We start from the raw sequence: 23,541 nt of genomic DNA on the forward strand, positions 1-23,541 counted from the left end.
ATGAACGTCACGTCCGCGTCCCCCGCGGTCGACCACAGGCCCACCGGCGAACCCGAAGCCGGTGTCGTGGCCCGTCCCCTGTCCCGTCTGTCCGACGCCGATCTCGGCACCCTGCTGATGATCCGCCACTTCGAACTGGCGGTGCTGGAGCTGTTCTCCCAGGGCCGGCTGCACGGCACCACGCACACCTGCCTCGGCCAGGAGTACATCCCCGTCGCGCTCTACCCGCTGCTGGACGAGGGCGACTACGTCTTCAGCAACCACCGCGGGCACGGCCACTACCTGGCCCGCTTCCACGACCCGCACGGTCTGCTCGCGGAGATCATGGGGCGGGCCGGTGCCGTCTGCCACGGTGTAGGCGGCAGCCAGCACATCTACCGCGACCGCTACCTGTCGACCGGCGTACAGGGCCAGAGCCTGCCCGTCGCCGTGGGAGTCGGCCTGCACCTGAAGCGGGCCGAGCCGGGCCGGATCGCGGTGGTCCACATCGGCGACGGCACCTGGGGCGAGGGCGCCGTGTACGAGGCGCTCAACATGGCGCAGCTGTGGCAGGTCCCGGTGCTCGTCGTGGTGGAGCACAACGGGATCGCCCAGTCGACACCGACCGAGCGGCAGATGTCCGGCACCGTCGCGACCCGGGCGGCGGCCTTCGGCGTCGGCCACCTGCGGATCGACTCCGTGGACGTGACCGACGTACGCGCCGCCCTCGCCCCCGTGGTCGAACAGGTCCGCGACCGGCACCGGCCGTACGTGGTCGAGTGCGTCACCCACCGTGTGGGCCCGCACAGCAAGGGGGACGACACCCGCGCGGCCGAGGTCCGTGAGCGAGCGGCCCGGCACGACTGGTACCGCCGCTACCGACGGGACCATCCCGCGCAGTTCGCCGCCGCCGACCAGGCACAGGCGGAGGCCGTCGCCGCCGTCGTACGAGAGGTCGGCGCGCGTCCGGCGTCCCGATGGGAGGCCCGATGACCAGGCGCCAGCGCGTGGCCGAGAACCTCAACAGCGCACTGCACCACCTCCTCGGCGCCCACCCCGGCACGTATCTGATCGGCGAGGACGTCGCCGACCCCTACGGTGGGGCGTTCAAAGTGACCCGAGGGCTCTCCGACCGCTTCCCGGACCGGGTGCTCTCCTCACCGCTGAGCGAAGGCGGCATCGCCGGCGTGGGCGCGGGCCTGGCCCTGTCCGGCAACCGGTCCGTGGTCGAGATGATGTTCTCGGACTTCGCCGCGCTGGCCTTCGACCAGCTGCTGAACTTCGCCGCCAAGTCCGTGTCGATGTACGGCCGCAGGGTCCCGATGAGCATGGTCGTCCGCTGCCCTACCGGCGGCAACCGGGGGTACGGCCCGACGCACAGCCAGAGCCTGCAGAAGCACTTCCTCGGCATTCCTTCGCTGCACCTGCGGGAAGTCTCCCCGTTCCACGACAACCAGCGCGTACTGACCGCGATGCTCGACCGCGAGGAGCCCGGTGTGCTCTTCGAGGACAAGGTGCTCTACACCCGCGCCATGTACCAGGACGGGGTCGTGGACGACCTCTTCCGCTACGAGGTGCTGGCCGATCCCAGCGAGACCGCCCGGGTGTTCGCGCCGGACTGCGGGCCCCCCGACTGGATCGTCCTGGCCCCGGGCGGGCTCACCGAACGGGCCGTCACCGCCCTGCGCACCCTGCTCCTCGAAGAGGAGATCACGTGTGAACTGCTGGTGCCCTCCCAGCTCTACCCCTTCGACAGCAAGGCGCTGCTCCCGGTGCTGTCCCGTGCCGACCGCATCTGTGTCCTGGAGGACTCCACGGCCGACGGGACCTGGGGCGAGCTGCTCGCACAGCAACTCCACGAGCAGCTGTGGAGCCGACTGGCCCGCCCGGTGCTGCCGCTGAGTGCCGAGCCGAGCATCGTACCGACCGCGGCGCACCTGGAGCACGACGTGCTGCTCCAGCCGTCCACCATCCACCGCGCGATCATGGAGGCGACGAAGTGATCGGCATCGAGCTGCCCACGCTCAACACGAACGACTCCAGCTACACCCTGGTCGAGTGGCTCGTCCCCGACGGCAGCAGCATCGAGGGCGAGGAACCGCTGGCGGTCGTGGAGACCTCCAAGGCCAGTGAGGAGATCGAGAGCACCGGCCCCGGAATCCTGCACGTCCTCGTCGGCGGCGGCCAGGACTGCAGGCCGGGGCAGACCATCGCCTACCTCTTCGAGTCGGCCGACGAGCGCGACTCCTACCGGGCGTCGGCCGCTACCCCGACGGTGACATCCGCACCCCCCGGCGCGGAGCTGAGCATCACCAACGCGGCCCGTGCGCTCGCCGACCGGCACGGCGTGTCCGAGGCCGAGCTGCGCGGTCTCGGGCGCACGGTGATCCGTACGGCCGATGTCGAGGCCCTGGTGCGGCGGGCCGCGTCGGTGCCCCCCTCCCCCCAGCGCCAACTGTCGAAGCGACAGCGGACGGTGGGGGCGGTGGTGACCGAGTCGATGCGGACCGTTCCGGCCGCGGCCGCCTACGCCAAGGTCGACGTCGGACAGGCGGAGGAACTGGCCCGGCGGCTGTCCGAGCGCACCGGCAGTTTCGTCTCCCTGCCCGTCCTGCTGATCAAGGCGGTGGCGCGCCGGCACGCGGCACACCCCCTGATGTTCGCCGCGCTCACCGACGACGGCGCGGTACGCGAGAGCGAACGGGCCCATGTGGGCGTCACCATGGACGCGGGCCGAGGTCTGTACACCCCGGTGGTGCACGACGCCGCCGAGCTGAGCAGCGACCGGATCGCCGACCTGCTGACCGGCTTCCGGAGCAAGGCGTTCCGGGGCACGTTCCAGTCCGCCGAACTCACCGGGGCCAACATCATGGTCGCCCCGCACACCACGGAGGGCATGGTCCTGGCCACCCCCATCGTCTTCCCCGGCCAGACCTGCGTGATCTCCATCGGCGCCGTCGACGACCAGGTGCTCCTGGACGCGCAGGGCACCCCTCGCACCCACCGGTTCGTCCATCTCGGCCTGGTCTACGACCACCGGGTGGTCAACGGCAGGGACGCGATGGCCCTGCTCGAGGACGTCAAGGCGGAGCTGGAGGCACCGGCCGCGCTCGGCTGACCGCCGACCCGCCACCACGGAACCCCGCCACCACGGAACCCCACCACACCGGACCCCACCACCGCCGGGGCACCGCCCGTCGGACCGGAAAGGACACCCCTGACATGACCACCGACACCACCCCCCACAGCCGCGCCTACGACCTGCTCGCCTCGGTTCTCAGCGAGAAGTTCGAAGTGCCCTCCGAGGCCATCGTCCCCACCGCGACCTTCGAGCAGCTGGACCTCGACTCGCTGGCCGTGGTGGAGCTGTTCGTCGTACTCACCGAGGAACTCGGCATCGAGGTACAGGACGGCGAGGCCGACCCGGACCTCACCCTGGCCGGCGTGGCCGACCTCATGGCCGAGGCCGTCAAGTCGTGACCGGCGCCCGTCCCGACGTCGCCGTCACCGGTATCGGCCTGGTCACTCCGGCCGGCACCGGCCGCGAGGCCACCTGGGACGGCGTGTGCGCGGGCCGCCCCACCGCCCGGCACGTCCCCGAACTCAAGGGGCTCCCGGTCGACTTCGCCTGCCTCGTACCGGACTTCTCCCCCCGCGGTCACGTCCCCGGTTCACGCCCCTGGCAGTACGACCGCTTCACCCAGTTCGCCCTCTACGCCGCCCTGGAAGCGGTCTCCGACGCCGGCCTGGACCCGGCCGACTGGGACGCGGACCGCGTCGCGGTGGTCTTCGGCAGTTCGGCCGGCGGCACCGGCACCATGCTGGAACAGCACCGCAAACTGCTCGAACTGGGCACGGCGCGCGTCTCACCGTTGCTGCTGCCGATGTTCCTGCCCAACATGGCCACCGGACAGCTCACCATCCACCTGCGTGCCCGGGGTCCGGCGCTGTGCACGGTCACCGCCTGCGCCTCCGGCGCCACCGCCATCGGCACCGCCCTGCAACTCCTGCGCTCCGAGGCCTGCGACATCGCCGTCGCGGGGGCCTCCGACGCGGTCGTACAGCCCTTCTGGGTCACCGGCTTCGACCGGATGGGCGCGCTGTCCCGGCGCGGCGACGACCCGTGGGCCGCCTCCCGGCCCTTCGACACCGCCCGGGACGGCTTCGTCATGGCGGAGGGCGGTGCGGCCCTCGTCCTGGAGCCGGCGAGTGCGGCCAGGGCCCGCGGACGCCCCGGCTACGCCCTGCTGGCGGGCTACGGAGCATCGTCCGACGCCCACCACCCCGTGGCACCCGATCCCGAGGGCAAGGGTGCCGCCCTCGCCGTGCGGCGGGCCCTCGATGACGCCGGCGCCCGCCCCGCGGACGTGCAGCACATCAACGCGCACGGCACCAGCACGCCGCTCAACGACGCCGCCGAGGCCCGTCTGATCCGTCGCCTCTTCCCTCACCAGCCCTCCGTGACCTCGGTCAAGGGCACCCTGGGCCACCTGCTCGGCGCGGCCGGGGCGGTCGAAGCGGCGATCACCGCCCTGTCCGTGGCCCACGGCCGAGTGCCTCCAGTGGCCAACCTCGAAAAACAGGAAGGAGACGCCGAGATCAACGCCGTCACCGGCACCAGCCGGGCGCAGCCCGTCGACCTCGCCCTGAGCCATTCCTTCGGCTTCGGCGGCCACAACGCCGTACTCGCCTTCAGAAGCTGCCCCACCGAACCGGCCCGGGAGCCAGCCGCTCCTTCACCGTGAGCATCTCCAGGCGGCGGCAGCGGCCATCCGAACGACCTCTCCGCCGGCCGCCGCCGATCCCGCTACGAGCCCAGCGCGCTCAGCCCGCGCCTCCGCCGAGGGCAGCGAGAGCCTTCGCGATCAGGGCGCGGGCTTCGGCTCCGCGCACAGCCGATCGGGACAGCTCGGAGAAGGCTCGGAGGCAGGTACGGATCTCGCCGGGCGTGCGCGATCTCACCGGTCACCGCCCCCGACGCCGCTGTCCGCTCCCGCTCGGCCAGCGTGGCGCCTCCACGGCCATCTGGTTCTGAAGCATCGTCACGAAAGTTCATGATCACGATGGCCGTGACCATGCCCGCAGACCCCCGCCATCTCGCTGACCAGCCTCAACACACAACGCAGCCGCATCTGCAGCTGCCGTGAGGGAGTGAATTCCTGCCCCCGGTCGAGGGGGCGTTACGGAATTCGATGGACGCGAGACTGAGGAGTCGGATCGAACTCAGCGCCATTCCCCAGCGAAAGGGAGAACATCGTGAGTTTCCTCAATCCCCGCATCCCCGGTGCCAACTCGGACGACGTCGTCACGGACATCACCGAGGCCCCGCACCGCCTGGGCGCGGTGGCCCAGGCGGCCGGAGCGCAGGTCATCGCGACCGTCGACGTACAAGCGGGAGAGGACGACTGGAACGCCCCACCGTCCGAGGAGCATCCGCGTCCGGTGGTGCTCGTGCACGGCACGTTCGGCAACCGGGGCTACACCTGGAACACGGCGACACCGCTGCTACGGCAGCACGGTCACCGGGTCTTCCGGCTCGACTACGGCCAGCACGGCAACCCCGTGATCTTCGGCCTGGGGGACATCAAGCACTCCGCCCGGCAACTCGCGGACTTCGTCGACGAGGTGCTGCGGCGGACCGGCGCCCAGGAGGTCGACGTCGTCGGCTTCTCGCAGGGCGGCATGATGCCGCGCTACTACCTGAACGCCCTGGGCGGAGGGCCCAAAGTGCACAACTTCGTCGGCATCGCGCCCAGCAACCACGGAGTCACGGCCCAGGGGCTGATGAACCTCGCCCGCCAGATTTCCGGTGCGGTGGAGCTCCTCGAACAGGGCGCCGTCGGGGAGGTCGTGCCGGCCTGGCCGCAACTCCAGCACGACCACCCCTTCCAACGCGAGCTGGCCGATCTCGGCGAGACGACGGAGGGCGTCCGCCACACCGTCATCGCCACCCAGTACGACGACGTGGTCACTCCGTACACGTCGTGCGCCCTCGCGAAGACCGAGGGTCGCTACGTCAACAACATCGTCCTGCAGGACATCGACCCGGACGACCACACCCCGCACGTGAGCATGCCCTACAACGCGACCGTGCTGAACGAGGTTCTCAAGGCCCTGGCCGACTGAGCACGGCTGCCGTCCAGGAGGACGCGGGCGACCAGTGCCGGGTCGTCGTTCATCGGGACGTGGCCGCAGCCGGGCAGCCGCACCAGTCGGGCCCGCGGAATGGCGTGCTTGGCGCGTATGCCCTGCCGGGGCAGGAGCAGCCGGTCCCGGGCGCCCCACGCCACGGTGACGGGGATGCCGGGGACGTCATCGGTGAACAGCACGCTCCGTCCGGCCCGGAGCGTCTCGGAGAACCCCTGCGCGTGTGCGAGCGCCAGCGTCTCGGCGACGACCGCCTCGGGGGAGCGGCGGCCGGGACGGGCGTAGATCGTACTCGTCAGCGCGGTGCGGCCGACCGCGGTGCGGGACAGCCGCTCGACCAGGGGGAGGGGCAGGCTCCGGGCGGTCCGGCGCATCCCCATCAGGACGCCGAAGGCGTAGCGCCGCTCGGCCTGCGTCCAGAAGCCGGCCGGGGACAGGGCCGTCACCGACCGCACCAGGTTCTCGCGACCTAGCTCCAGGGCCAGCAGACCGCCCAGCGAGTTGCCGGCAACGTGCGGCCGGTCGAGCCCCAGCGCCGCGCAGAAGGCGCCGAGTATCGCGTTCGTCGTCGGCAGATCGTGCGGCAGGCCGTGCGGCAGCGCGGACGACTGCCCGAACCCCGGCAGGTCCACGGCTATCACCTCGCGCTCGGTCGCGAGGATGTCGACCACCGGGTCCCAGGCCTGCCGGTGGTGACCTATGCCGTGCAGCAGTAGCAGCGGCTCGCCCTCACCCACGCGCGCGTAGGCGAGGGTGATGTCCTGCGGGCCGTGCTCGGTGGGGGCCGTGAAGGAGAGCGTTGCGGACATGGGGCTCCTTGTTGCTCCTTGTCGGGAACACGTGTTGTGGGAACACATGTCGTGGGAACGAATGAACGACGACGTTGCGCAGACACCTTGTCAGTAAGAGCTACCGACGGGTAGCCCCCGGTCGCCGGTCGGCCCCGGGCGGGGCGATTCCACCTGGACACGGCCGGACGCATCCGCTGGGATGGTGCGGTGGCCACCGAAACCGCGACCGACGTCTTCGAAGAGCACCGACCCGTCCTCCTGGGGGTCGCCTACCGCATGCTCGGCCGCCTCGCCGACGCGGAGGACGTCGTCCAGGAGGCCTGGCTGCGCTGGTCCGGCGCCGACCGGTCCGGCGTCCGGGAGGCGCGCGGATACCTGGTGCGCGTCACCACCCGCCTCGCCATCGACCGGCTGCGCCAGATCAAGTCGCGGGGCGAGACGTACGTCGGTCCCTGGTTGCCGGAGCCCTACGTCACCGACTTCGGGGACGCCGTGCCGGACACCGCCGAGCGGGCCGTCCTCGCCGACTCGGTGTCCTTCGCCGTGCTTGTCGTCCTGGAGTCGCTGTCACCGCTGGAGCGGGCGGTCTTCGTCCTGCGGGAGGCGTTCGGCTACCCGTACGCCGAGATCGCCGCCATGCTGGAGCGCGGGGAGGCCGCGGTGCGCCAGCTCGCCGGGCGGGCCCGCAAGCACGTCGACGAGCGGCGGCCCCGCTACGACGTCGACCCGGCGCAGCGCCGGGACCTCACCGAACGTTTCCTCGCCGCCGCGGCCGACGGCGACCTGGAAGGGCTGATGGCGCTGCTCGCGCCGGACGTCCGGCTGGTGGGCGACAGCGGTGGCAAGTCCAAGGCGCCGCTGCGCGTGCTGGAGAGCTCCGACAAGGTGGGCCGCTTCCTGCTCGGCGCCGCGCGGAAGGGGATCCCGGACTTCTCCTTCCGCTTCCTGGAGCTCAACGGCGGCCCGGCCCTGCTGGCCCTGTCCGGGGGCAGGCCCGACTCCGTCTTCCAGCTGGACGTGGCCGACGGACGCATCCAGTCGGTGTACATCATTCGCAACCCCGACAAACTGCGCGCCTTGGACACTCTCGCCTAGCCGCACGCCATAAGCGCGCCTCCCGCCCGCAGTCCGCCGCGCCCCGAGCCCCCGTCTCGCGACGGGGGCTTCGCCGTCCTGTCGCGGGATTGGTCTTGACCAAGGGTGCGGGCCGTTTTATGGTCGCAGAGAACTGCAACAACCTTTAATAAACAAGGGCGTCAAAACGCCGCCGGACCACGGCGATTGCGGAGGACAGGGTGGGGACCACGCAGTTGGAATCGGTGCCGGAACCGAAGTACTGGCATCTCAGGACCGTGCTCAGCGAGGCCCTGGACTCGGAGTTCTCGGTGGGCGAGGTCCTGCCCAACGAGCGCGACCTCGCCGCCCGCTTCGGCGTCGCCCGCGCCACGCTCCGGCAGGCCCTGGAGCAGCTCGAACTGGAAGGCAGGCTCCAGCGCCGCCGAGGCGTCGGCACGACCGTCGCCCCGCCGCGCGTCGGCGTGGCCGTCGGCAGCGAGCGGCACGCCTGGCCGGGAACGGCAGACGACGCCTGGGAACCGGCCGACTGCGTGCCGGCCGCTCCGCCCGCGGCCGTCGCCGAGGCCCTGGACACCGCCCGGGACGAGCCCGTGCACATCGTCCGCCGCTCCCGGGTGTCGCACGGCCAGCCCGTAGCGGCGGAGCTGCTCTACGTCCCGCCGTCCTCGGTGCCCGACCTCACCGCCATCGACGCTCCCTCCGGCGTCGCACGCGCGCGGGCCGTGCTCCGCGAACTGCAGCGCGGGGAACTGGAGCGGCGGGAGAGCGCCGTGGAGCTGGGGTCGGCCGGAGCGGAGGACGCGAAGGAACTGGACCGGCTCCCGGGAGCGCCCGTCCTCGTGGTCACCACCCGCTACCTCGCCGGGGGCCGCACCGCCGCGCTCTCCGTCGCCACCTACCGCGCGGACACCTGTCGGCTGACGTTCGGGGACCTTGGCGACGTGGAGATCCACCACGGCCCCGAGACCCGCGCCTCCTGAGTCCCGGACGGCCCCGGCCCCGCACCGGACGGATGGACGCTCCGGGCGGGCGGTGCCGACGGTGATCGGTGGCCCGGCCGGATCGTGGCGGCGTCCCTCGGCCCGGCGCGGCTCAGCGCCGGGCCGTCGCCCCCTCCACCGCGAACAACTGCTCCTCCACGTGGTCGAGGGCCAGTCGCAGCGAGCCCGTCGCCACGGCGGCCTCGCCGAGGAGCGACAGGGCCACCTTCGGCGGGCGCAGGCAGTAGCGGGCCAGCTCCCGGCGCAGCGGCTCCAGTACGCCGTCCAGCCCGGCCGCCCAGCCGCCGACGACGACGAGTTCCGGGTCGAGGGCCAGCACCAGTGCCGCCACGTCGTGCACCAGCCGCTGGATGAAACGCTCGACGGCCGCGCGTGCCCGCTGGTCGCCCTCACGGGCCTCGGCGAACACCCTGGCGACCGCCTGCTCGTCCAGCGGGTGCAGCGGCCGGCCCGTGGTGGACAGCAGCGTCTCCGGCGTCACGTCACGGCCCAGCAGATGCAGCGCGCCGATCTCGCCGGCCGCCCCGCCGTAGCCCCGGTGCAGCCGCCCGCCGATCAGCGCCCCGGCGCCCGGGCTCAGTCCGGCCAGCACGAACACGATGTCGTCGGACTCGGTGGCGGCGCCCTTCCAGTGCTCGGCGACCGCCGCCGCGTTCGCGTCGTTCTCGACCAGCACCGGGCACTTGAAGGAACGGCTCAGCCGCTCGCCCAGGCGCAGCCCCGTCCACTCGGGCAGCGCGGTGCTCAGCCGCACCGTTCCGTCCGCCTCGACGATCCCGGGTGTAGCCGCGCCCACGGCCCGCAGCGAGCCGCGCGCGACACCGGCCCGGCGCAGCAGTTCGGCGACCGCGGTGCGCAGCCGCTCCAGCCGCTCGTCCGCCGGGGCGGTCTCGTCGACGTCCTTGGCCTGCGCGCCGATGACCCGGCCGTCCAGGCCGGACAGGAGCGCGGCGACACGGTGCGGTCCGATCTCGAGACCCAGCAGATGTCCGGCCTCCGCCCGGAACCTGAACCGCCGTGCGGGCCGCCCCTGTCGTCGCGCCGTGCCCTCGTCGGCGGCCGCCTCGACGACGAGACCGGCCTCGATGAGCCCCTCGACGACCCCCTCGACGGTCGGCCGGGACAGCCCCGTCACCCGGGTGATCTCGGTCAGCGTCGCGCAGTCCGTGGCACGCAACGCGTGCAGCACCACAGCGGAGTTGATCCTCCGCAGCAGCGACGGATCCCCGCCGGTCAGCCCGCCCAACGTCCGTCCTCCCAGCTCGTGCGCGTGTTGGCCGGATCGTACTCGGCCCGCTCCGCCCCGGCGAGTGCCGGTCCGCCCGTGCGGCTGCCTGCCGGGTGCCTCAGCCGGGCGCCACGAACCCCGACTCGTACGCCGTGATCACCGCCTGCGTGCGGTCCCGCGCGCCCACCTTCGCCAGCACCGAGCTCACGTGCGACTTCACCGTCTCCGTGCCGACGACCAGCCGGGCGGCGATCTCCGCGTTCGACAACCCGCGCGCCATCAGCCGCAGCACCTCGCCCTCCCGCTCGGTCAGCTGCGCCCGCTCCAGCACGGCGCGAGCCGCGCGGTTCCCGCCGCCGTCGCCGTACTCGGCGGCGAGCTGCCGCACCGAGGCGGGGAACAGCAGGGACTCGCCCTCGGCGATCAGCCGCACCGCGTGCACGATCTCGGCCGGCCGGGCCCTCTTCAGCAGGAACCCGTCGGCGCCCGCGCGCAGCGCCTCGTACACGTACTCGTCGTTCTCGAAGGTCGTCACGACGAGGATCTTCGGCGGATCGGCCACCGTCCGCAGCAGCGCGCGCGTGGCCTCGATGCCGTCCAGCAGCGGCATCCGGACATCCATGGCGACCACGTCCGGCCGTACCTGCCGCACCAGCGGAATGACCGCCGCCCCGTCGGCCGCCTCGCCGACCACCTCGATGTCCGGCTGCGCCTCCAGCACGGCCCGCAGGCCGGCGCGTACGAGGGGTTCGTCGTCGACGAGGAGCACTCTGACCGGCATCCGGCCAGCGTAGATCAGCCCGGCGGCAGCTCGACGCGCACCTGCCAGTCCCCGGCACCGTCGGGCCCCGTGTGGACCCGCCCGCCCAGCAGCGCGGCCCGCTCGCGTATCCCGCGCAGCCCGCTGCCGCGTCCGGGCGCGACTGTCCCGTCCGGCAGCGGATTGCGCACCTCCAGGGTGAGCGCGCCGTTCGCCACCTCGACGCGGACCCGCGCGGGCACCGCCCCCGCGTGCCGCAGCACATTGGTCAGCGCCTCCTGGAGGATGCGGTAGCCCTCGCGGGAGACCGGGCCCGGCAGGGTCTCCAGCGGGCCCGTGACGTCGGCGTCGACCTTGGCCCCCGACGCGCGGGCGGGCTCCAGGAGACGGGCGGCGTCCGCGAGGGTCGGTCTGGCGCTCACGGGTTTCTCCGCCTCCCGCAGGACGCCGAGCACCCGCTCCAGGTCCTCCAGGGCCGTTCTGCCGGTCTCCTCGATCGCGGTCAGGGCCCGGTCGGTGAACTCGGCGCTGTTCGCCGCGCGGGCGGCGCCGGCCTGCACGACGGCGACGGTCAGCGCGTGGCCGATGGAGTCGTGCAGCTCGCGGGCGATGCGGTTGCGCTCCAGGAGTTGTTCGGTGCGTTCCTCCAGGGTCGCCAGGCGCTCGGCGGCCGAAGGCCCGAGCAGCCGCCTCGCGACGACGGTGGCCAGTTCACCGAGGCCGACCACCACCCCGTAGAGCACGATGAGCGGGATCGGCACCAGGAGGGCGTAGGCCCAGTGCGGTTCCGTACCCGTCACGGCCCGCATGTCCTCGGGCACATGGCCGACGGCGCAGGAGGCGGCGGTGTACGAGAGGATCGGCAGCCAGACCGTGGCGACCACGACGACCGCGCCGAGCGCCAGGCGTACCTCCAGCCACAGCACGGTCCGCAACCGGTCCCGCCAGGTCGTGGCAGGCCGTGCGGAGAACCCGGGCTCGGGCGCTCCAGGCGTCAGCAGGAACCGTGCCTGAACCCCCTCGCCCAACCGCACGGCCGGTATCAGACCGATCGGCACCACGGCGAGCACCGGCACCCAGTGCACCCCGGGTTGGACGAACATCCACAGGCTGTAGGCCGCCATCGGCGTCCACAGGTGCAGCAGGCGTGTGTACGTCGTCCCACGGAGCAGCGGGCGCAGAAACCGTGCCATCGCTTCATCCTGCCAGTGCTCACCGACAGCGAACTCCCCCGCACGGGGGAGGCGCGGCCCGCCGGCGGGGGAGGACCCGGCCCGTCACGACGGGCGAGGCTGTTGCCATGACCAGCATCGAAGTCCAGAACCTCACCAAGGAACACGGGACCCGACGAGCTGTCGACGACCTCACCTTCACCGTGCACCCCGGCCGGGTGACCGGATTCCTCGGCCCGAACGGTGCCGGGAAGTCCACCACCATGCGGCTCGTCCTGGGCCTCGACCGGCCGACGTCCGGGGCGGCGACCGTCGGTGGCCGTCCCTACGCCGCCCTCCACGAGCCGCTGCGGCACGTCGGCGCGCTGCTCGACGCGAGCGCCGCCCACGGCTCGCGCACCGGCCGGGATCACTTGCGTGTCCTGGCGGCGAGCAACCGGCTGACCGCGCGCCGGGTCGACGAGGTGCTGGAGGAGACCGGGATCGCGTCGGCGGCGCGCCACCGTGTGAAGACGTACTCCCTGGGCATGCGACAGCGGCTGGGCATCGCCGCCGCGCTGCTGGGCGATCCCGAGGTGGTGATGCTGGACGAGCCCTCCAACGGGCTGGACCCCGAGGGCATCATCTGGATCCGCGGACTGCTGCGCCGGCTCGCGGCCGAGGGGCGCACGGTCCTGGTCTCCAGCCACCTGATGAACGAGACCGCGTCCTTCGCCGACCACCTGATCGTCCTCGGCTGCGGCCGGCTGCTCGCCGACACGCCGATGCGGGAGTTCATCGACGCTCGCGTGCAGCCGTGTGTCCGCATCCGTACGTCGGACACCACCGCGCTGAAGGCCGCTCTCGCCCGGCACGGCCACGACGCCGTGGAGCACGACGACGGCTGCTGGACCGTGCGGCACGCGCGCGTGGACGCCGTCGGGCGCCTCCTGTCAGGCGCGGGCGTACCGATCCTCGAACTCTCCTCGGACCAGGGAACTTTGGAACAGGCCTACCTCGACCTGACGGCCACCGAAACCGAGTTCGCCGCGCGGCCCCAGGAGGCCTGACCATGAAGTTCACGCCCGTACTCCGCGCCGAGGCGTTGAAGGTGCTCACCCTGCGCTCGCTGTGCGGCACCCTGCTGGCCGTGTTCGCGGTCACCACGGCGTTCTCCGCGCTGGCCGGCTCCACCGACGGGACCGAACCGGACCTCGACCCGCTGTTCACGTCCCTGTCCGGCGTGATGCCCGGACAGATCGCCGCGATCGCCTTCGGTGCCATGGCCGTGTCGTCCGAGTACCACGGGGCCGGGATCCGGCTCTCCCTGGCCGCCGTTCCCCAGCGCGGACGGTGGTTCGCGGCCAAGCTGACGGTCATAGCCGCACCGGTCCTCGCCGTGGGGCTGGTCACCGCCCTCGCCGCCCTGCTCGCGGCGCGAGCGGGACTCGGCTCGTCGGCCGACGGCCTCACCGGTGGCGAGCAGGTCCGTGGTGTGCTGGGCTGCGGCCTCTACTTCATGCTGATCGCCCTGTTCGCAGCCGGTCTCACCGCCCTGTTCCGCAGCGGCGTGGCCACCCTGTCCACTCTGATCCCGTTCATCCTCATCGTGTCCTTCGTGATCGGGGATGCGGCGGGCAGTGCCGCCGACTTCCTGCCGGACAAGGCCGGGCAGATCGCCCTGCACCAGACGCACGACGGGAATCTCGGGCCCTGGACGGGCCTCGCGGTGACCGCGCTGTGGGCGGCGGCGGCCCTCCTCGCCGGCGCCTGGCGGCTCCACCGCCGGGACGCCTGACGCCGTCCGATGCTGACGCCCCGCCAATTGTCAGTGGCGGCCGGTTTACTGGACCGCATGGACATCGCGCGGCACATCGCCCTCATCGACGAGCTGTGCTTCCGGCCCTTCCCGGCGGAGCACGGACCGCCGACCGGGGGCGCCGGGGGGCCGGGCCACTTCGTGGCGGTGCTGGAGAGCAGCCACGGCCTGCGCGGCGGCGACCAGGGGGAGCGGGCGGTGACGGTGGGGCAGTACGAGAAATACCGCGACGGACTCTACGAGCGCCTGGCCACGCGCTGGGGGGAGACGGATCCCTGGAACCTGCAGACGGTCCTGCTGCGGACCGACGAGGAGGAGATACCGGAGCCGTGGGCCGGACTCAGCGCCCGCGCGGGCGCGGCGTACCTGTGGGAGGCGGCGGGCACCGGCCGCTGGGTCGCGGTGGCCGTCGCAGACCGGGACGAGACGGACGAGGTGCGGCTGCTGGCCGTCGTCACGGAGCAGGTGCCACCGTGACGGCTCCCCATGCCCACACCTACGCCTCTGTCTCCGCCTCCGCCGCGACCCGCAGCCGCGCGAACTCCTCCGCCATCGTCTGCGCCGTCCAGTGCGCGTTGAGCCCGCTGGGGTTGGGCAGCACCCACACCCGCGTGTTCCCGATCGTCCGCTCCTGCGGACCCACCTGCGCCTTCCGGTCGTCGAACGCCGCGCGGTACGCGGTGACACCGACCACGGCCAGCCAACGGGGCCGCAGCCGCGCCACCTTCAGCGCCAGCAGCCGGCCGCCCTCCCGGTACTCCTCGGCGGTCAGCTCGTCCGCCCGCGCGCTGGCCCGCGCGACGACGTTCGTGATCCCGAGCCCGTACGAGGGCAGCTCACCCTGTTCCGACGGCTTCAGCAGCCGCGGCGTGAAGCCGGACAGATGCAGCACCGGCCAGAAGCGGTTGCCGGGGCGGGCGAAATGGTGGCCCGTCACCGCCGTCGTAAGACCCGGGTTGATCCCGCAGAACAGCACGTGGAGACCGTCCGCGACCACGTCCGGTACGAGACGGTCGCGGGCGGCCTCCAGCTCGGCCCTGGTGAAGCGCGTCAGAGGATGGCTCCCGGGGTGTAGCCCGCGGCCGCCGGGTGCTGCTTGACGATCTCCTCGATCCGGCCGACGAGCACGCCGACCTGGTCGGCCGCGGCGCCCGTGAAGGACAGCTTGTCGGCCATCAGCGCGTTCAGCCCGGCCCGGTCCAGCGGGATGCGCTCGTCGGCGGCCAGCTTGTCGAGCAGCTCGTTGCGCTCGGCGCCCTGCTCGCGCATCGCCAGAGCGGAGGCCACGGCGTTCTCCTTGATCGCCTCGTGCGCGACCTCGCGGCCGACACCGGCCCGCACCGCGCCCATGAGGACCTTGGTGGTGGCGAGGAACGGCAGGTAGCGGTCCAGCTCCCGGGCCACGACGGCCGGGAAGGCTCCGAACTCGTCGAGCACGGTCAGGAAGGTCTCCAGCAGCCCGTCGAGGGCGAAGAACGCGTCGGGGAGGGCCACGCGGCGCACCACCGAGCAGGAGACGTCGCCCTCGTTCCACTGGTCGCCCGCCAGCTCGCCGGTCATCGACGCGTAGCCGCGCAGGATCACCATCAGGCCGTTGACACGCTCGCAGGAGCGGGTGTTCATCTTGTGCGGCATCGCCGAGGAGCCGACCTGGCCGGGCTTGAAGCCCTCGGTGACCAGCTCGTGCCCCGCCATCAGCCGGATCGTCTTCGCCAGCGAGGAGGGCGCCGCCGCGAGCTGCACCAGCGCGGTGACGACCTCGTAGTCCAGCGAGCGCGGGTAGACCTGGCCGACCGAGGTGAACGCCTGCGAGAAGCCCAGGTGTACCGCGATCCGCTGCTCCAGCTCCGCGAGCTTGCCCGCGTCCCCGCCGAGCAGGTCCAGCATGTCCTGGGCGGTGCCGACCGGGCCCTTGATGCCGCGCAGCGGGTAGCGGCCGAGCAGCTCCTCCACCCGGCCGTGGGCGACGAGCAGCTCGTCGGCGGCGGTGGCGAAGCGCTTGCCCAGCGTCGTGGCCTGAGCGGCGACGTTGTGGGAGCGGCCGGCCATGACCAGCTCGGCGTACTCGCCCGCCAGCTTGCCGAGGCGGGCCAGGACGGCCACCGAGCGGTCGCGGATCAGTTCGAGCGACAGCCGGACCTGGAGCTGCTCGACGTTCTCCGTCAGGTCGCGGGAGGTCATGCCCTTGTGTACGTGCTCGTGCCCGGCGAGGTCGTTGAACTCCTCGATCCGCGCCTTCACGTCGTGCCGCGTGACCTTCTCGCGCTCGGCGATCGAGGCCAGGTCCACCTGGTCGAGGACGCGCTCGTAGTCGGCGATCGCGGCGTCGGGCACCTCGATGCCCAGGTCCTTCTGGGCCCGCAGCACGGCGAGCCAGAGCTGCCGCTCGAGCTTCACCTTCTGCTCGGGCGACCAGAGCGTGGCGAGCTCGGCGGAGGCGTAGCGTCCGGCGAGGACGTTCGGGATGCGGGGCTTGGCGGGAGCGGAAGTCACGTGAACGGATTCTACTGGCGATTCCTGCAGGCCAGCCCCACGGGGCCCTTCGTCGGAACCTACGAAGGGCGTGCGGTCCCGGGGATCACGGCGCCAGGTCCTCGTACGGCAGCAGTTCCGGACGCTTGGGCGGCAGGCCGTCCCCGGACGACCGGCCCGTCAGCCTGCGCCCTATCCAGGGCAGCAGGTACTGCCGGGCGAACCGGACGTCCGCGGTCCGGCGCATGATCCAACCCGGCGGCGGCGTCGCCGGGATCGGCGCGTGCCACTCGGGATCCTCGGGTTCGTAGCCGAGTGACTGCCACACGGCCTCCGCGACCCGGCGATGTCCCTCGGCGGTCAGGTGCAGCCGGTCCACGTCCCACAGGCGCGGGTCGGCCAGCGAGTCCGCCCCGTACAGGTCGACGACCACGGCACCGTACTCCTTGGACAGGTCGTCGATGATGGCGAACAGCGCCTCCATACGCGGCCGGAACCGCTCCAGCACCGGACCCTGACGGCCCGGACTGCGCATCAGCACCAGCTGCTCGCAGTTCGGCGCGAGCCGCTCCACGGCCTGCGTCAGCAGGTCCCGCACCCGGGCCATGTCGCACTTGGGCCGCAGTGTGTCGTTGAGCCCGCCGACCAGCGTGATCACGTCGGCTCCCATGGCCGCCGCCACGTCGACCTGCTCGTCGACGATCTGCCCGATCAGCTTCCCGCGCACCGCCAGGTTCGCGTACCGGAAACCGGGGGACCGGGCGGCCATCCGAGCGGCGAGGAGGTCGGCCCAGCCCCGGTAGGAGCCGTCGGGCAGCAGGTCCGACATGCCCTCGGTGAAGGAGTCACCGACAGTGACGAGGCTGGCGTGAGTGGGATTCGTCTGCATGGCGACAGAAATGGTAGCGCCTGCACATACCCGTCGGTCGGTCGCCCTCCGCCGGGCCTGGGAGACTCCTGGGGAGGTTCACGTCCGCTGCCCGAACAGCTCCCGCAGCACGTCCTCCATGGTCACCAGACCCGCAAGCCGCCCGTCGGAGCCGATCACGGCCGCCAGATGAGTACGGCTGCGGCGCATCGCGGTGAGCACGTCGTCCAGCGGGGTCCGCTCCCGGACCCGCGCGATGGACCGCATGTCCCGCAGCCGGAACGGCAGGTCCCGCGGCGAGGCGTCCAGAGCGTCCTTCACATGCAGGTAGCCGACGATCCGCCGCCCGTCGTCCACCACCGGGAAACGTGAGAACCCGGACTCCGCCGACAGCCGTTCCAACTGCTCCGGAGTGATGCCGACGCGCGCGTGGACGACGCGTTCCAGCGGCAGCACCACGTCCCGCACCGGCCGCCGGCCCAGCTCCAGTGCGTCGTGCAGCCGCTCCTGGGCCCGGTCGTCGATCAGCCCGGCCTCACTGGCGTCCTTGACGATCTCGGCCAGCTCAGCGTCCGTGAAGGTCGCCGAGACCTCGTCCTTCGTCTCGACCCTGAGCAGCTTGAGGAGCGCGTTCGCGAAGGCGTTGACCGTGAAGATCACCGGGCGCAGCGCCCGGGACAGCGCCACCAGCGGCGGTCCGAGCAGCAGCGCACTGCGCACCGGCTCGGCCAGCGCGATGTTCTTCGGCACCATCTCGCCGAGCAGCATGTGCAGATACGTCGCCAGCGCGAGGGCGATCGCGAAGGACACCGCGTGCCCCGCGCCGGACGGCATGCCCACCGCGTGGAACACCGGCTCCAACAGGTGCGCGATCGCCGGCTCCGCGACCACACCGAGGAAAAGCGTGCACAGCGTGATGCCCAGCTGTGCCGCCGCCATCAGCGCCGACACGTGCTCCAGACCCCACAGCACGCTCTTCGCACGCCGGTCGCCCTCCACCCCCGTCGTCCCCGCTGTTCCTGCTGCCGCCGCCTCGACGTGCTGCTCCACCTGACTGCGGCGCACGGAGATCAGCGCGAACTCGGCGCCCACGAAGAACGCGTTGACGACGAGCGTCGCCAGACCGATCAGCAGCTGTACGGCGGTCACCGGCCGGCCTCCCCTTCGCCCTCGGTGGCGCGCGCGTCGTCGAGCGGCGCGTGCAGCAGTACCCGGGCCGCCCTGCGACCCGTGGCGTCCACGACGTCCAGCCGCCAGCCGGCGACCTCCAGGGTGTCGCCGACGGCGGGGATGTGCCCAAGACCGGCCGCGACCAGCCCGGCGACCGTCTCGTACGGCCCCTCGGGCACCCTGAGCCCCAGGCGTGACAGCCGGTCCACGCGGGCCGCGCCGTCGGCCCAGTACAGGGCGTGCCCCTGCTCGTCGGTGCCGGCCGTGTCCAGCTCGGGCGTCTCGTGCGGATCGTGCTCGTCCCGCACCTCGCCGACGACCTCCTCGACGATGTCCTCCAACGTGGCCACGCCCGCCGTCCCGCCGTACTCGTCGATCACGACGGCCATCGTGCGTCGCCCGGAGAGCCGGTCCAGCAGCCGGTCGACGGTCAGTGACTCCGGGACGAGCAGCGGCTCGCGCATCAGTTCGGCGACCGGCATGCCGGCCCGCCGCTCGGCGGGCACCGCGAGGACGTCCTTGACGTGCGCGGTGCCCACCACGGCGTCGAGGGTGTCCCGGTAGACGGGGAACCGGGACAACCCGGTCGCCCGCGTCGCGTTCGCCACGTCCTCGCACGTCGCCCGGGCGTCGAGGGCGACGACCTGCACGCGCGGCGTCATCACGTTCTGTGCCGTCAGGTCGGCCAGGTTCAGGGTCCGTACGAACAACTCGGCGGTGTCGGCCTCCAGCGCGCCCTCCTTGGCCGAGTGCCGGGCGAGCGCCGCCAGCTCCTGCGGCCCGCGCGCGGAGGCCAGCTCCTCGGCGGGCTCCATACCGATGGCGCGCACGATGCGGTTGGCCGTGTTGTTCAGGTGGGTGATGAAGGGCCGGAAGGCGGCGCTGAACCAGCGCTGCGGGCCGCCCACCCGTTTGGCGACGGCCAGCGGTGAGGAGATCGCCCAGTTCTTCGGCACCAGCTCGCCGACGATCATCAGGAAGACCGTCGACAGGGCCGTGCCCAGCACCAGCGCCAGCGAGGAGGCCGCCGAGCGCGACACCCCCACGCTCTCCAGCGGGCCCGAGATGAGCGCCGCGACCGAGGGCTCGGCGAGCATGCCGACCACCAGGTTGGTGACCGTGATGCCGAGCTGCGCCCCGGAGAGCTGGAAGGTCAGGTTCCGTACGGCCTTCAGGGCGCTTGTCGCGCCCCGTTCACCGCGCGCCGCCGCTCGCTCCAGTTCGCCGCGCTCGACGGTGGTCAGCGAGAACTCGGCCGCGACGAAGGCGCCGCACACGAGCGAGAGCGCGATCGCCACCAGCAGCAGGAGCACTTCGGTCATCGGGTCACCTCGGAGCCATGATCAGCCAGGACGTGGAGGATCGCGCGATGTCGTGCGCCGGGGGAGGCCCCAGGTGTGGCGCCAGGGTGGGCGCCCGGAGAATCGCCGATGCGGACTCGCTCATGCGCCGGTGCTCACACCTTTCAGCCGATGAGGGGCTTCACCCAGCGTCGCCACTGTTCCTCGGGCGCGTACCCGGCCGCCCGCCAGGCATGCTGGGCCCGCTCGTTGCGCCGCAGCACCATCGCGTCCCCGCGGCGCCCGCCCAGCCGTACGAACCGCTCCTCAGCGGCCGTGAGCAGCGCCGAGCCGATGCCCTGACGCCGGTGGTCCGGGTGCACCGCCAGCCGGTAGAGATGACAGCGCCAGCCGTCGAAGCCCGCGATCACCGTGCCCACCAGGTCCCCGCCCCGCTCGGCCAGGAGCAGCGCCTCGGGGTCGCGGGCCACCATCCGCTCCACGCCCTCCCGGTCGTCGCTGATGCTCGTCCCCTCGGCGGCCACCTTCCAGAAGGCCAGCACGGCGTCCAGATCCTCGGGCCCGGCGGCCCGTACGCGCGATTCGATCATGCGGCGATCCCATCACGCGCGTCCGGCCGCCACCCGGCATTCCGGCATGCGGACGAGCCGCGCCGCTGGAGCGGGTGACTACCCCTCGGTTTCGGGCGGCCGCCAGGCCGTGCCGAGCACGCAGTACGAACTCGGCAGCGCCGGCCCGTTCTCCGGCATCATCACCCGCCGGTAGGGCCCGAGCGCGAATCCCGCGTCCCGCAGCGAGGCCACCGGTTCGCGGGACAGGTGGCAGCCGCCGGACAGCGCAGGCCACAGCGTCCGGTCCAGCGCGCGCTGAGTGAAGGTCATCACCCGCCCACCGCCCCGGCCGTGCTCGAAGAACCGCACCTGTCCGCCGGGCCGCAGCACCCGCCGCAGCTCCCCGAGAGCCCGCGGGACGTCGCGGACACTGCACAGCACGAGCGAGACCACGGCGGCGTCGAAGGCCTCGCTCTTGACCGGGAGAGCCTCGGCCGCGCCCGGCGCCACGTCGACCGGCACCTGGGCGCGCAGCGCCGCCTCCACGGCCAACTGCCGCAGCACGCGCTCCGGTTCGATGGCCACGACCTCCGAGACGGTGCCCGGGTAGTGCGCGAAGTTCAGCCCGTTGCCCGCGCCGACCTCGATCACCCGACCGGACAGCCCGGCGAGCAGCCGCTCGCGCACGCTCCCCATCCCCATCCGCGTCTCGGCGCTCACGCTGAACCGGGCGTAGCAGCGGGCGAACATCGGATGGTGCACGGCGTCCCGCGGCACTCCGCGGGCACGGGCGGATCGCAGCGCCATGGGTCCTCCCTCACGAGGTGGTGCCTTACCGCGATTGTCCCCCGTACGAGCCCCGCGCACCCACCGCGCGGACGGCTCGTTTCCGGCGGCGGGCCGGCCGGCGGCGGTGGCGTGCTCCGCGTCAGCGCCCCGGGCTCCGCGGACGGCCGCAGACGCCGACCGGAAGGACACGCCCTCGGATGGAGGGCAGGAGACGGCCGCCCCTCTGCCCGCCGCGCCCCGGCCGGCGGCCGCCTCGAGCCGTACCGCCGACCGGATGCCTCCGGGCCGAGAGCGGGCTCCGGGGCGCGGGTGTCCCCGCCGGGGGTACCGGCCGGCGCGGTGCCGTCGACCGGAAGACGGCCGGTGAGGGCCGGCCGCGCCGGTGGGCGTGCCTGTCGGCTCCGGAACGAGTCCGGGCCCGGTGGCGGCGCCGGTGCCGGGTCTCCCGCCGGTGAAAGTCGGCTGCGCCGGTCGGCTCCTGAATGTGTCCGGGATCCGGTGCCGCCGCCGGCGCGGGGCCTCGGACGTGGAGGTGGCCGGCCCGCGAGCGCCCCGTCAGGGTGCCTCCCGGGTCCGGAACGCGTCCGCGTCCCACGTGCCCCCCAGCCGGGGTGCCAGCCAGTGCGGCGCGGTCGATCGGAAGGCGCCCGGCGGGAGGGAGCCCGCTCCGGCGGGCAGGGCGCCGAGCAGGGGAGCTCCGGCCACGACCGGGAGGTCCGCGAGATTGCAGCGCGAGGCGAGGTCCGGGGCGCCGGGCCAGCTGCCGATCACGACGCCCGGCAGCTCCAGCCCTCGGGAGCGCAGTTCACGTGCCGTCAGTTCCGTCGTGTTGAGCGTGCCCAGTCCGGCCGATGCCACCAGCAGCACCGGCGCTCCGAGGAGCCCGGCGACGTCCGCCAGCGTCCCGCCGGCCGCGTCGAAGCGCACGAGCAGGCCGCCCGCGCCCTCGACCAGCACCAGGTCGTGCTCGGTCGCCAGCTTGTCCGCGGCCTCCGCCACCTCCTGCGGGTGCACCGGCGCCCGGCCGGCCCGGCGCGCCGCCGTCCCCGGCGCCAACGGCTCGGGATACCGCGCCACTTCCGCCGCCGTCACGGCGCCCGCGAGGCGCGCCACCTCCTGGGCGTCCCCCGGTTCGTCCGGCCGCACGCCCGTCTGCGCGGCCTTCAGCACGGCCACCGACCGGCCGCCCGCCAGCGCCGCCGCGGCGACGGCGGCGGTCACGACCGTCTTGCCGATCTCCGTGCCCGTGCCCGTGATCACCAGTACCGGCATGTCATCCCTCCCGTGCCGCCGCGCACACCGCGCGGGCGATCCGCGCCACGTCCGCGTCGCCCGTGACGTACGGCGGCATGGTGTAGATCAGGTCGCGGAACGGCCGCAGCCACACGCCCTCGCGCACGGCCGCCTCCGTCGCCGCCCGCATGTCGACGGCGTGGTCGAGCTGGACCACGCCGATCGCCCCGAGGACGCGTACGTCCGTCACGCCCGGCAGTGCGGCGGCGGGCGCCAGACCGTCCCGCAGACCCGCCTCGATCCGCTTGACCTCCGCGAGCCAGTCCTGCCCGAGCAGCAGCCCGATCGACGCGCACGCCACGGCCGCCGCCAGTGGGTTGCCCATGAACGTCGGCCCGTGGGCCAGCACCGGCACCTCGCCCCGCGAGATGCCGTCGGCCACCCGTGACGTGCACAGCGTGGCCGCCATCGTCAGGTAGCCGCCGGTCAGGGCCTTGCCCACGCACATCACGTCCGGCGTCACCGCCGCGTGCTCCGCCGCGAACAACGCGCCCGTGCGCCCGAACCCGGTCGCGATCTCGTCGAACACCAGCAGCACGCCGTGCGCGTCGCACGCCTCCCGCAGTACCCGCAGATACGCGGGGGAGTGGAAGCGCATCCCGCCGGCGCCCTGCACCACCGGCTCGACGATCACCGCGGCCAGCTCGTCGGCGTGCCGCTCGATCAGCGCGCGCAGGTGATCCGCGTACGACTCCTCGTACTCCGCCGGCGGCGCGTCCGCGAAGACCTGGCTCGGCAGGGCGCCCGCCCACAGCTCGTGCATCCCGCCCTCGGGGTCGCACACGGACATGGGCTGCCAGGTGTCGCCGTGATAGCCACCGCGCCAGGTCAGCAGGCGGCGTTTCGCGGGGCGGCCCAGTGATCGCCAGTACTGGAGGCACATCTTGACCGCGACCTCGACCGACACCGACCCGGAGTCGGCGAGGAAGACGTGCTCCAGGCCCTCGGGTGACATGTCGACAAGCAGCTTCGCCAGCCGCACGGCGGGCTCGTGGGTGAGCCCGCCGAACATCACATGGCTCATCCGGTCCAGCTGGTCGCGGGCGGCCTCGTTCAGCACCGGGTGGTTGTAGCCGTGGATCGCCGACCACCAGGACGACATGCCGTCGACGAGTTCGCCCGAGCCGTCGGCCGGACACAGCCG

At 72.8% G+C, this 23,541-nt stretch carries 24 protein-coding genes; 11 read left to right on the forward strand and 13 right to left on the reverse strand.

The genetic code is table 11. The features are described 5' to 3' along the window. The 6 genes from EBH09_RS31620 (at window position 1) to EBH09_RS31650 (ending at window position 6,105) form a co-directional block, all read left to right on the forward strand. On the forward strand, window positions 1-972 hold the full coding sequence (locus EBH09_RS31620) for a thiamine pyrophosphate-dependent dehydrogenase E1 component subunit alpha (RefSeq protein ID WP_121750276.1): 972 nt from the start codon (window positions 1-3) through the stop codon (window positions 970-972). Continuing rightward, window positions 969-1,982, forward strand: a complete 1,014-nt coding sequence (locus EBH09_RS31625; RefSeq protein WP_121750277.1) for a transketolase C-terminal domain-containing protein — start codon at window positions 969-971, stop codon at window positions 1,980-1,982. Before EBH09_RS31620 ends, EBH09_RS31625 begins: the two co-directional genes overlap by 4 nt. Beyond that, window positions 1,979-3,097: a 2-oxo acid dehydrogenase subunit E2 gene (locus EBH09_RS31630; protein ID WP_121750278.1), complete on the forward strand. Its 1,119-nt coding sequence runs from the start codon at window positions 1,979-1,981 to the stop codon at window positions 3,095-3,097. Before EBH09_RS31625 ends, EBH09_RS31630 begins: the two co-directional genes overlap by 4 nt. A 104-nt stretch (window positions 3,098-3,201) precedes the next feature. Then, entirely contained in the window at window positions 3,202-3,459 is a 258-nt protein-coding gene (locus EBH09_RS31635) for a phosphopantetheine-binding protein (RefSeq protein WP_121750279.1), read from the forward strand. Continuing rightward, on the forward strand, window positions 3,456-4,724 hold the full coding sequence (locus tag EBH09_RS31640; protein WP_121750280.1) for a beta-ketoacyl-[acyl-carrier-protein] synthase family protein: 1,269 nt from the start codon (window positions 3,456-3,458) through the stop codon (window positions 4,722-4,724). Before EBH09_RS31635 ends, EBH09_RS31640 begins: the two co-directional genes overlap by 4 nt. A 511-nt stretch (window positions 4,725-5,235) precedes the next feature. Beyond that, window positions 5,236-6,105 (forward strand): alpha/beta fold hydrolase, encoded by an 870-nt coding sequence (locus EBH09_RS31650; protein ID WP_121750281.1) that lies wholly within the window; start codon window positions 5,236-5,238, stop codon window positions 6,103-6,105. Here the strand turns inward: EBH09_RS31650 and EBH09_RS31655 are convergent. Further along, entirely contained in the window at window positions 6,057-6,935 is an 879-nt protein-coding gene (locus EBH09_RS31655; protein WP_193776637.1) for an alpha/beta fold hydrolase, read from the reverse strand. The genes EBH09_RS31650 and EBH09_RS31655 overlap by 49 nt on opposite strands. Window positions 6,936-7,124: 189 nt before the next feature. Between EBH09_RS31655 and EBH09_RS31660 the strand changes: the two genes are divergently transcribed. After that, the gene (locus EBH09_RS31660; RefSeq protein WP_121750283.1) at window positions 7,125-8,012 is read left to right on the forward strand and encodes an RNA polymerase sigma-70 factor; all 888 of its coding nucleotides are present in this window, start codon (window positions 7,125-7,127) and stop codon (window positions 8,010-8,012) included. Window positions 8,013-8,212: 200 nt separating this feature from the next. After that, on the forward strand, window positions 8,213-8,974 hold the full coding sequence (locus EBH09_RS31665) for a GntR family transcriptional regulator (protein WP_121750284.1): 762 nt from the start codon (window positions 8,213-8,215) through the stop codon (window positions 8,972-8,974). A gap of 112 nt (window positions 8,975-9,086) precedes the next feature. Here the strand turns inward: EBH09_RS31665 and EBH09_RS31670 are convergent, their stop codons facing one another. The 3 genes from EBH09_RS31670 to EBH09_RS31680 form a co-directional block, all read right to left on the reverse strand. Beyond that, on the reverse strand, window positions 9,087-10,241 hold the full coding sequence (locus EBH09_RS31670; protein WP_121750285.1) for an ROK family transcriptional regulator: 1,155 nt from the start codon (window positions 10,239-10,241) through the stop codon (window positions 9,087-9,089). Between the two features lie 100 nt (window positions 10,242-10,341). Next, window positions 10,342-11,004 (reverse strand): response regulator transcription factor, encoded by a 663-nt coding sequence (locus EBH09_RS31675; RefSeq protein ID WP_121750286.1) that lies wholly within the window; start codon window positions 11,002-11,004, stop codon window positions 10,342-10,344. A 14-nt stretch (window positions 11,005-11,018) separates the two neighbouring features. Further along, window positions 11,019-12,176, reverse strand: a complete 1,158-nt coding sequence (locus EBH09_RS31680; protein WP_121750287.1) for a histidine kinase — start codon at window positions 12,174-12,176, stop codon at window positions 11,019-11,021. A gap of 107 nt (window positions 12,177-12,283) precedes the next feature. Here EBH09_RS31680 and EBH09_RS31685 point away from each other — a divergent pair, with 107 nt between their 5' ends. From EBH09_RS31685 to EBH09_RS31695, 3 genes are read left to right on the forward strand one after another with little or no spacing between them, the layout of a single operon-like run. After that, a complete protein-coding gene (locus EBH09_RS31685) occupies window positions 12,284-13,204 on the forward strand; it encodes an ATP-binding cassette domain-containing protein (RefSeq protein ID WP_121750288.1) in 921 nt (306 codons plus the stop codon). A 2-nt stretch (window positions 13,205-13,206) separates the two neighbouring features. Beyond that, window positions 13,207-13,932 (forward strand): ABC transporter permease, encoded by a 726-nt coding sequence (locus tag EBH09_RS31690; protein WP_121750289.1) that lies wholly within the window; start codon window positions 13,207-13,209, stop codon window positions 13,930-13,932. A 57-nt stretch (window positions 13,933-13,989) separates the two neighbouring features. Beyond that, window positions 13,990-14,430, forward strand: a complete 441-nt coding sequence (locus EBH09_RS31695) for a hypothetical protein (RefSeq protein ID WP_121750290.1) — start codon at window positions 13,990-13,992, stop codon at window positions 14,428-14,430. 19 nt (window positions 14,431-14,449) lie between these two features. Here EBH09_RS31695 and mug read toward each other — a convergent pair whose 3' ends face one another. From mug to EBH09_RS31740, 9 genes are all read right to left on the reverse strand, one after another. Beyond that, entirely contained in the window at window positions 14,450-14,950 is a 501-nt protein-coding gene (gene mug / locus EBH09_RS31700) for a G/U mismatch-specific DNA glycosylase (protein ID WP_121750291.1), read from the reverse strand. Between the two features lie 53 nt (window positions 14,951-15,003). Continuing rightward, window positions 15,004-16,446, reverse strand: a complete 1,443-nt coding sequence (gene purB, locus EBH09_RS31705; RefSeq protein ID WP_121750292.1) for an adenylosuccinate lyase — start codon at window positions 16,444-16,446, stop codon at window positions 15,004-15,006. 85 nt (window positions 16,447-16,531) lie between these two features. Further along, complete coding sequence (locus EBH09_RS31710; RefSeq protein WP_121750293.1) at window positions 16,532-17,314, reverse strand: SGNH/GDSL hydrolase family protein; 783 nt, start codon at window positions 17,312-17,314, stop codon at window positions 16,532-16,534. Between the two features lie 78 nt (window positions 17,315-17,392). Then, a complete protein-coding gene (locus EBH09_RS31715; RefSeq protein WP_121750294.1) occupies window positions 17,393-18,442 on the reverse strand; it encodes a hemolysin family protein in 1,050 nt (349 codons plus the stop codon). After that, window positions 18,439-19,785: a hemolysin family protein gene (locus EBH09_RS31720; protein ID WP_121750295.1), complete on the reverse strand. Its 1,347-nt coding sequence runs from the start codon at window positions 19,783-19,785 to the stop codon at window positions 18,439-18,441. The genes EBH09_RS31715 and EBH09_RS31720 overlap by 4 nt, the downstream gene beginning before the upstream one ends. 143 nt (window positions 19,786-19,928) lie before the next feature. Beyond that, complete coding sequence (locus EBH09_RS31725) at window positions 19,929-20,354, reverse strand: GNAT family N-acetyltransferase (RefSeq protein ID WP_121750296.1); 426 nt, start codon at window positions 20,352-20,354, stop codon at window positions 19,929-19,931. Between the two features lie 78 nt (window positions 20,355-20,432). Then, on the reverse strand, window positions 20,433-21,122 hold the full coding sequence (locus EBH09_RS31730) for a class I SAM-dependent methyltransferase (RefSeq protein WP_121750297.1): 690 nt from the start codon (window positions 21,120-21,122) through the stop codon (window positions 20,433-20,435). Window positions 21,123-21,659: 537 nt separating this feature from the next. Then, window positions 21,660-22,376 (reverse strand): dethiobiotin synthase, encoded by a 717-nt coding sequence (gene bioD / locus EBH09_RS31735; protein WP_121750298.1) that lies wholly within the window; start codon window positions 22,374-22,376, stop codon window positions 21,660-21,662. 1 nt (window position 22,377) lies between these two features. Then, a partial coding sequence (locus EBH09_RS31740) for an adenosylmethionine--8-amino-7-oxononanoate transaminase (protein ID WP_121750299.1) occupies window positions 22,378-23,541 on the reverse strand: 1,164 nt, incomplete at its 5' end.

This window comes from Streptomyces sp. E2N166, from assembly GCF_003671715.1.
Lineage (GTDB): Bacteria > Actinomycetota > Actinomycetes > Streptomycetales > Streptomycetaceae > Streptomyces > Streptomyces thinghirensis.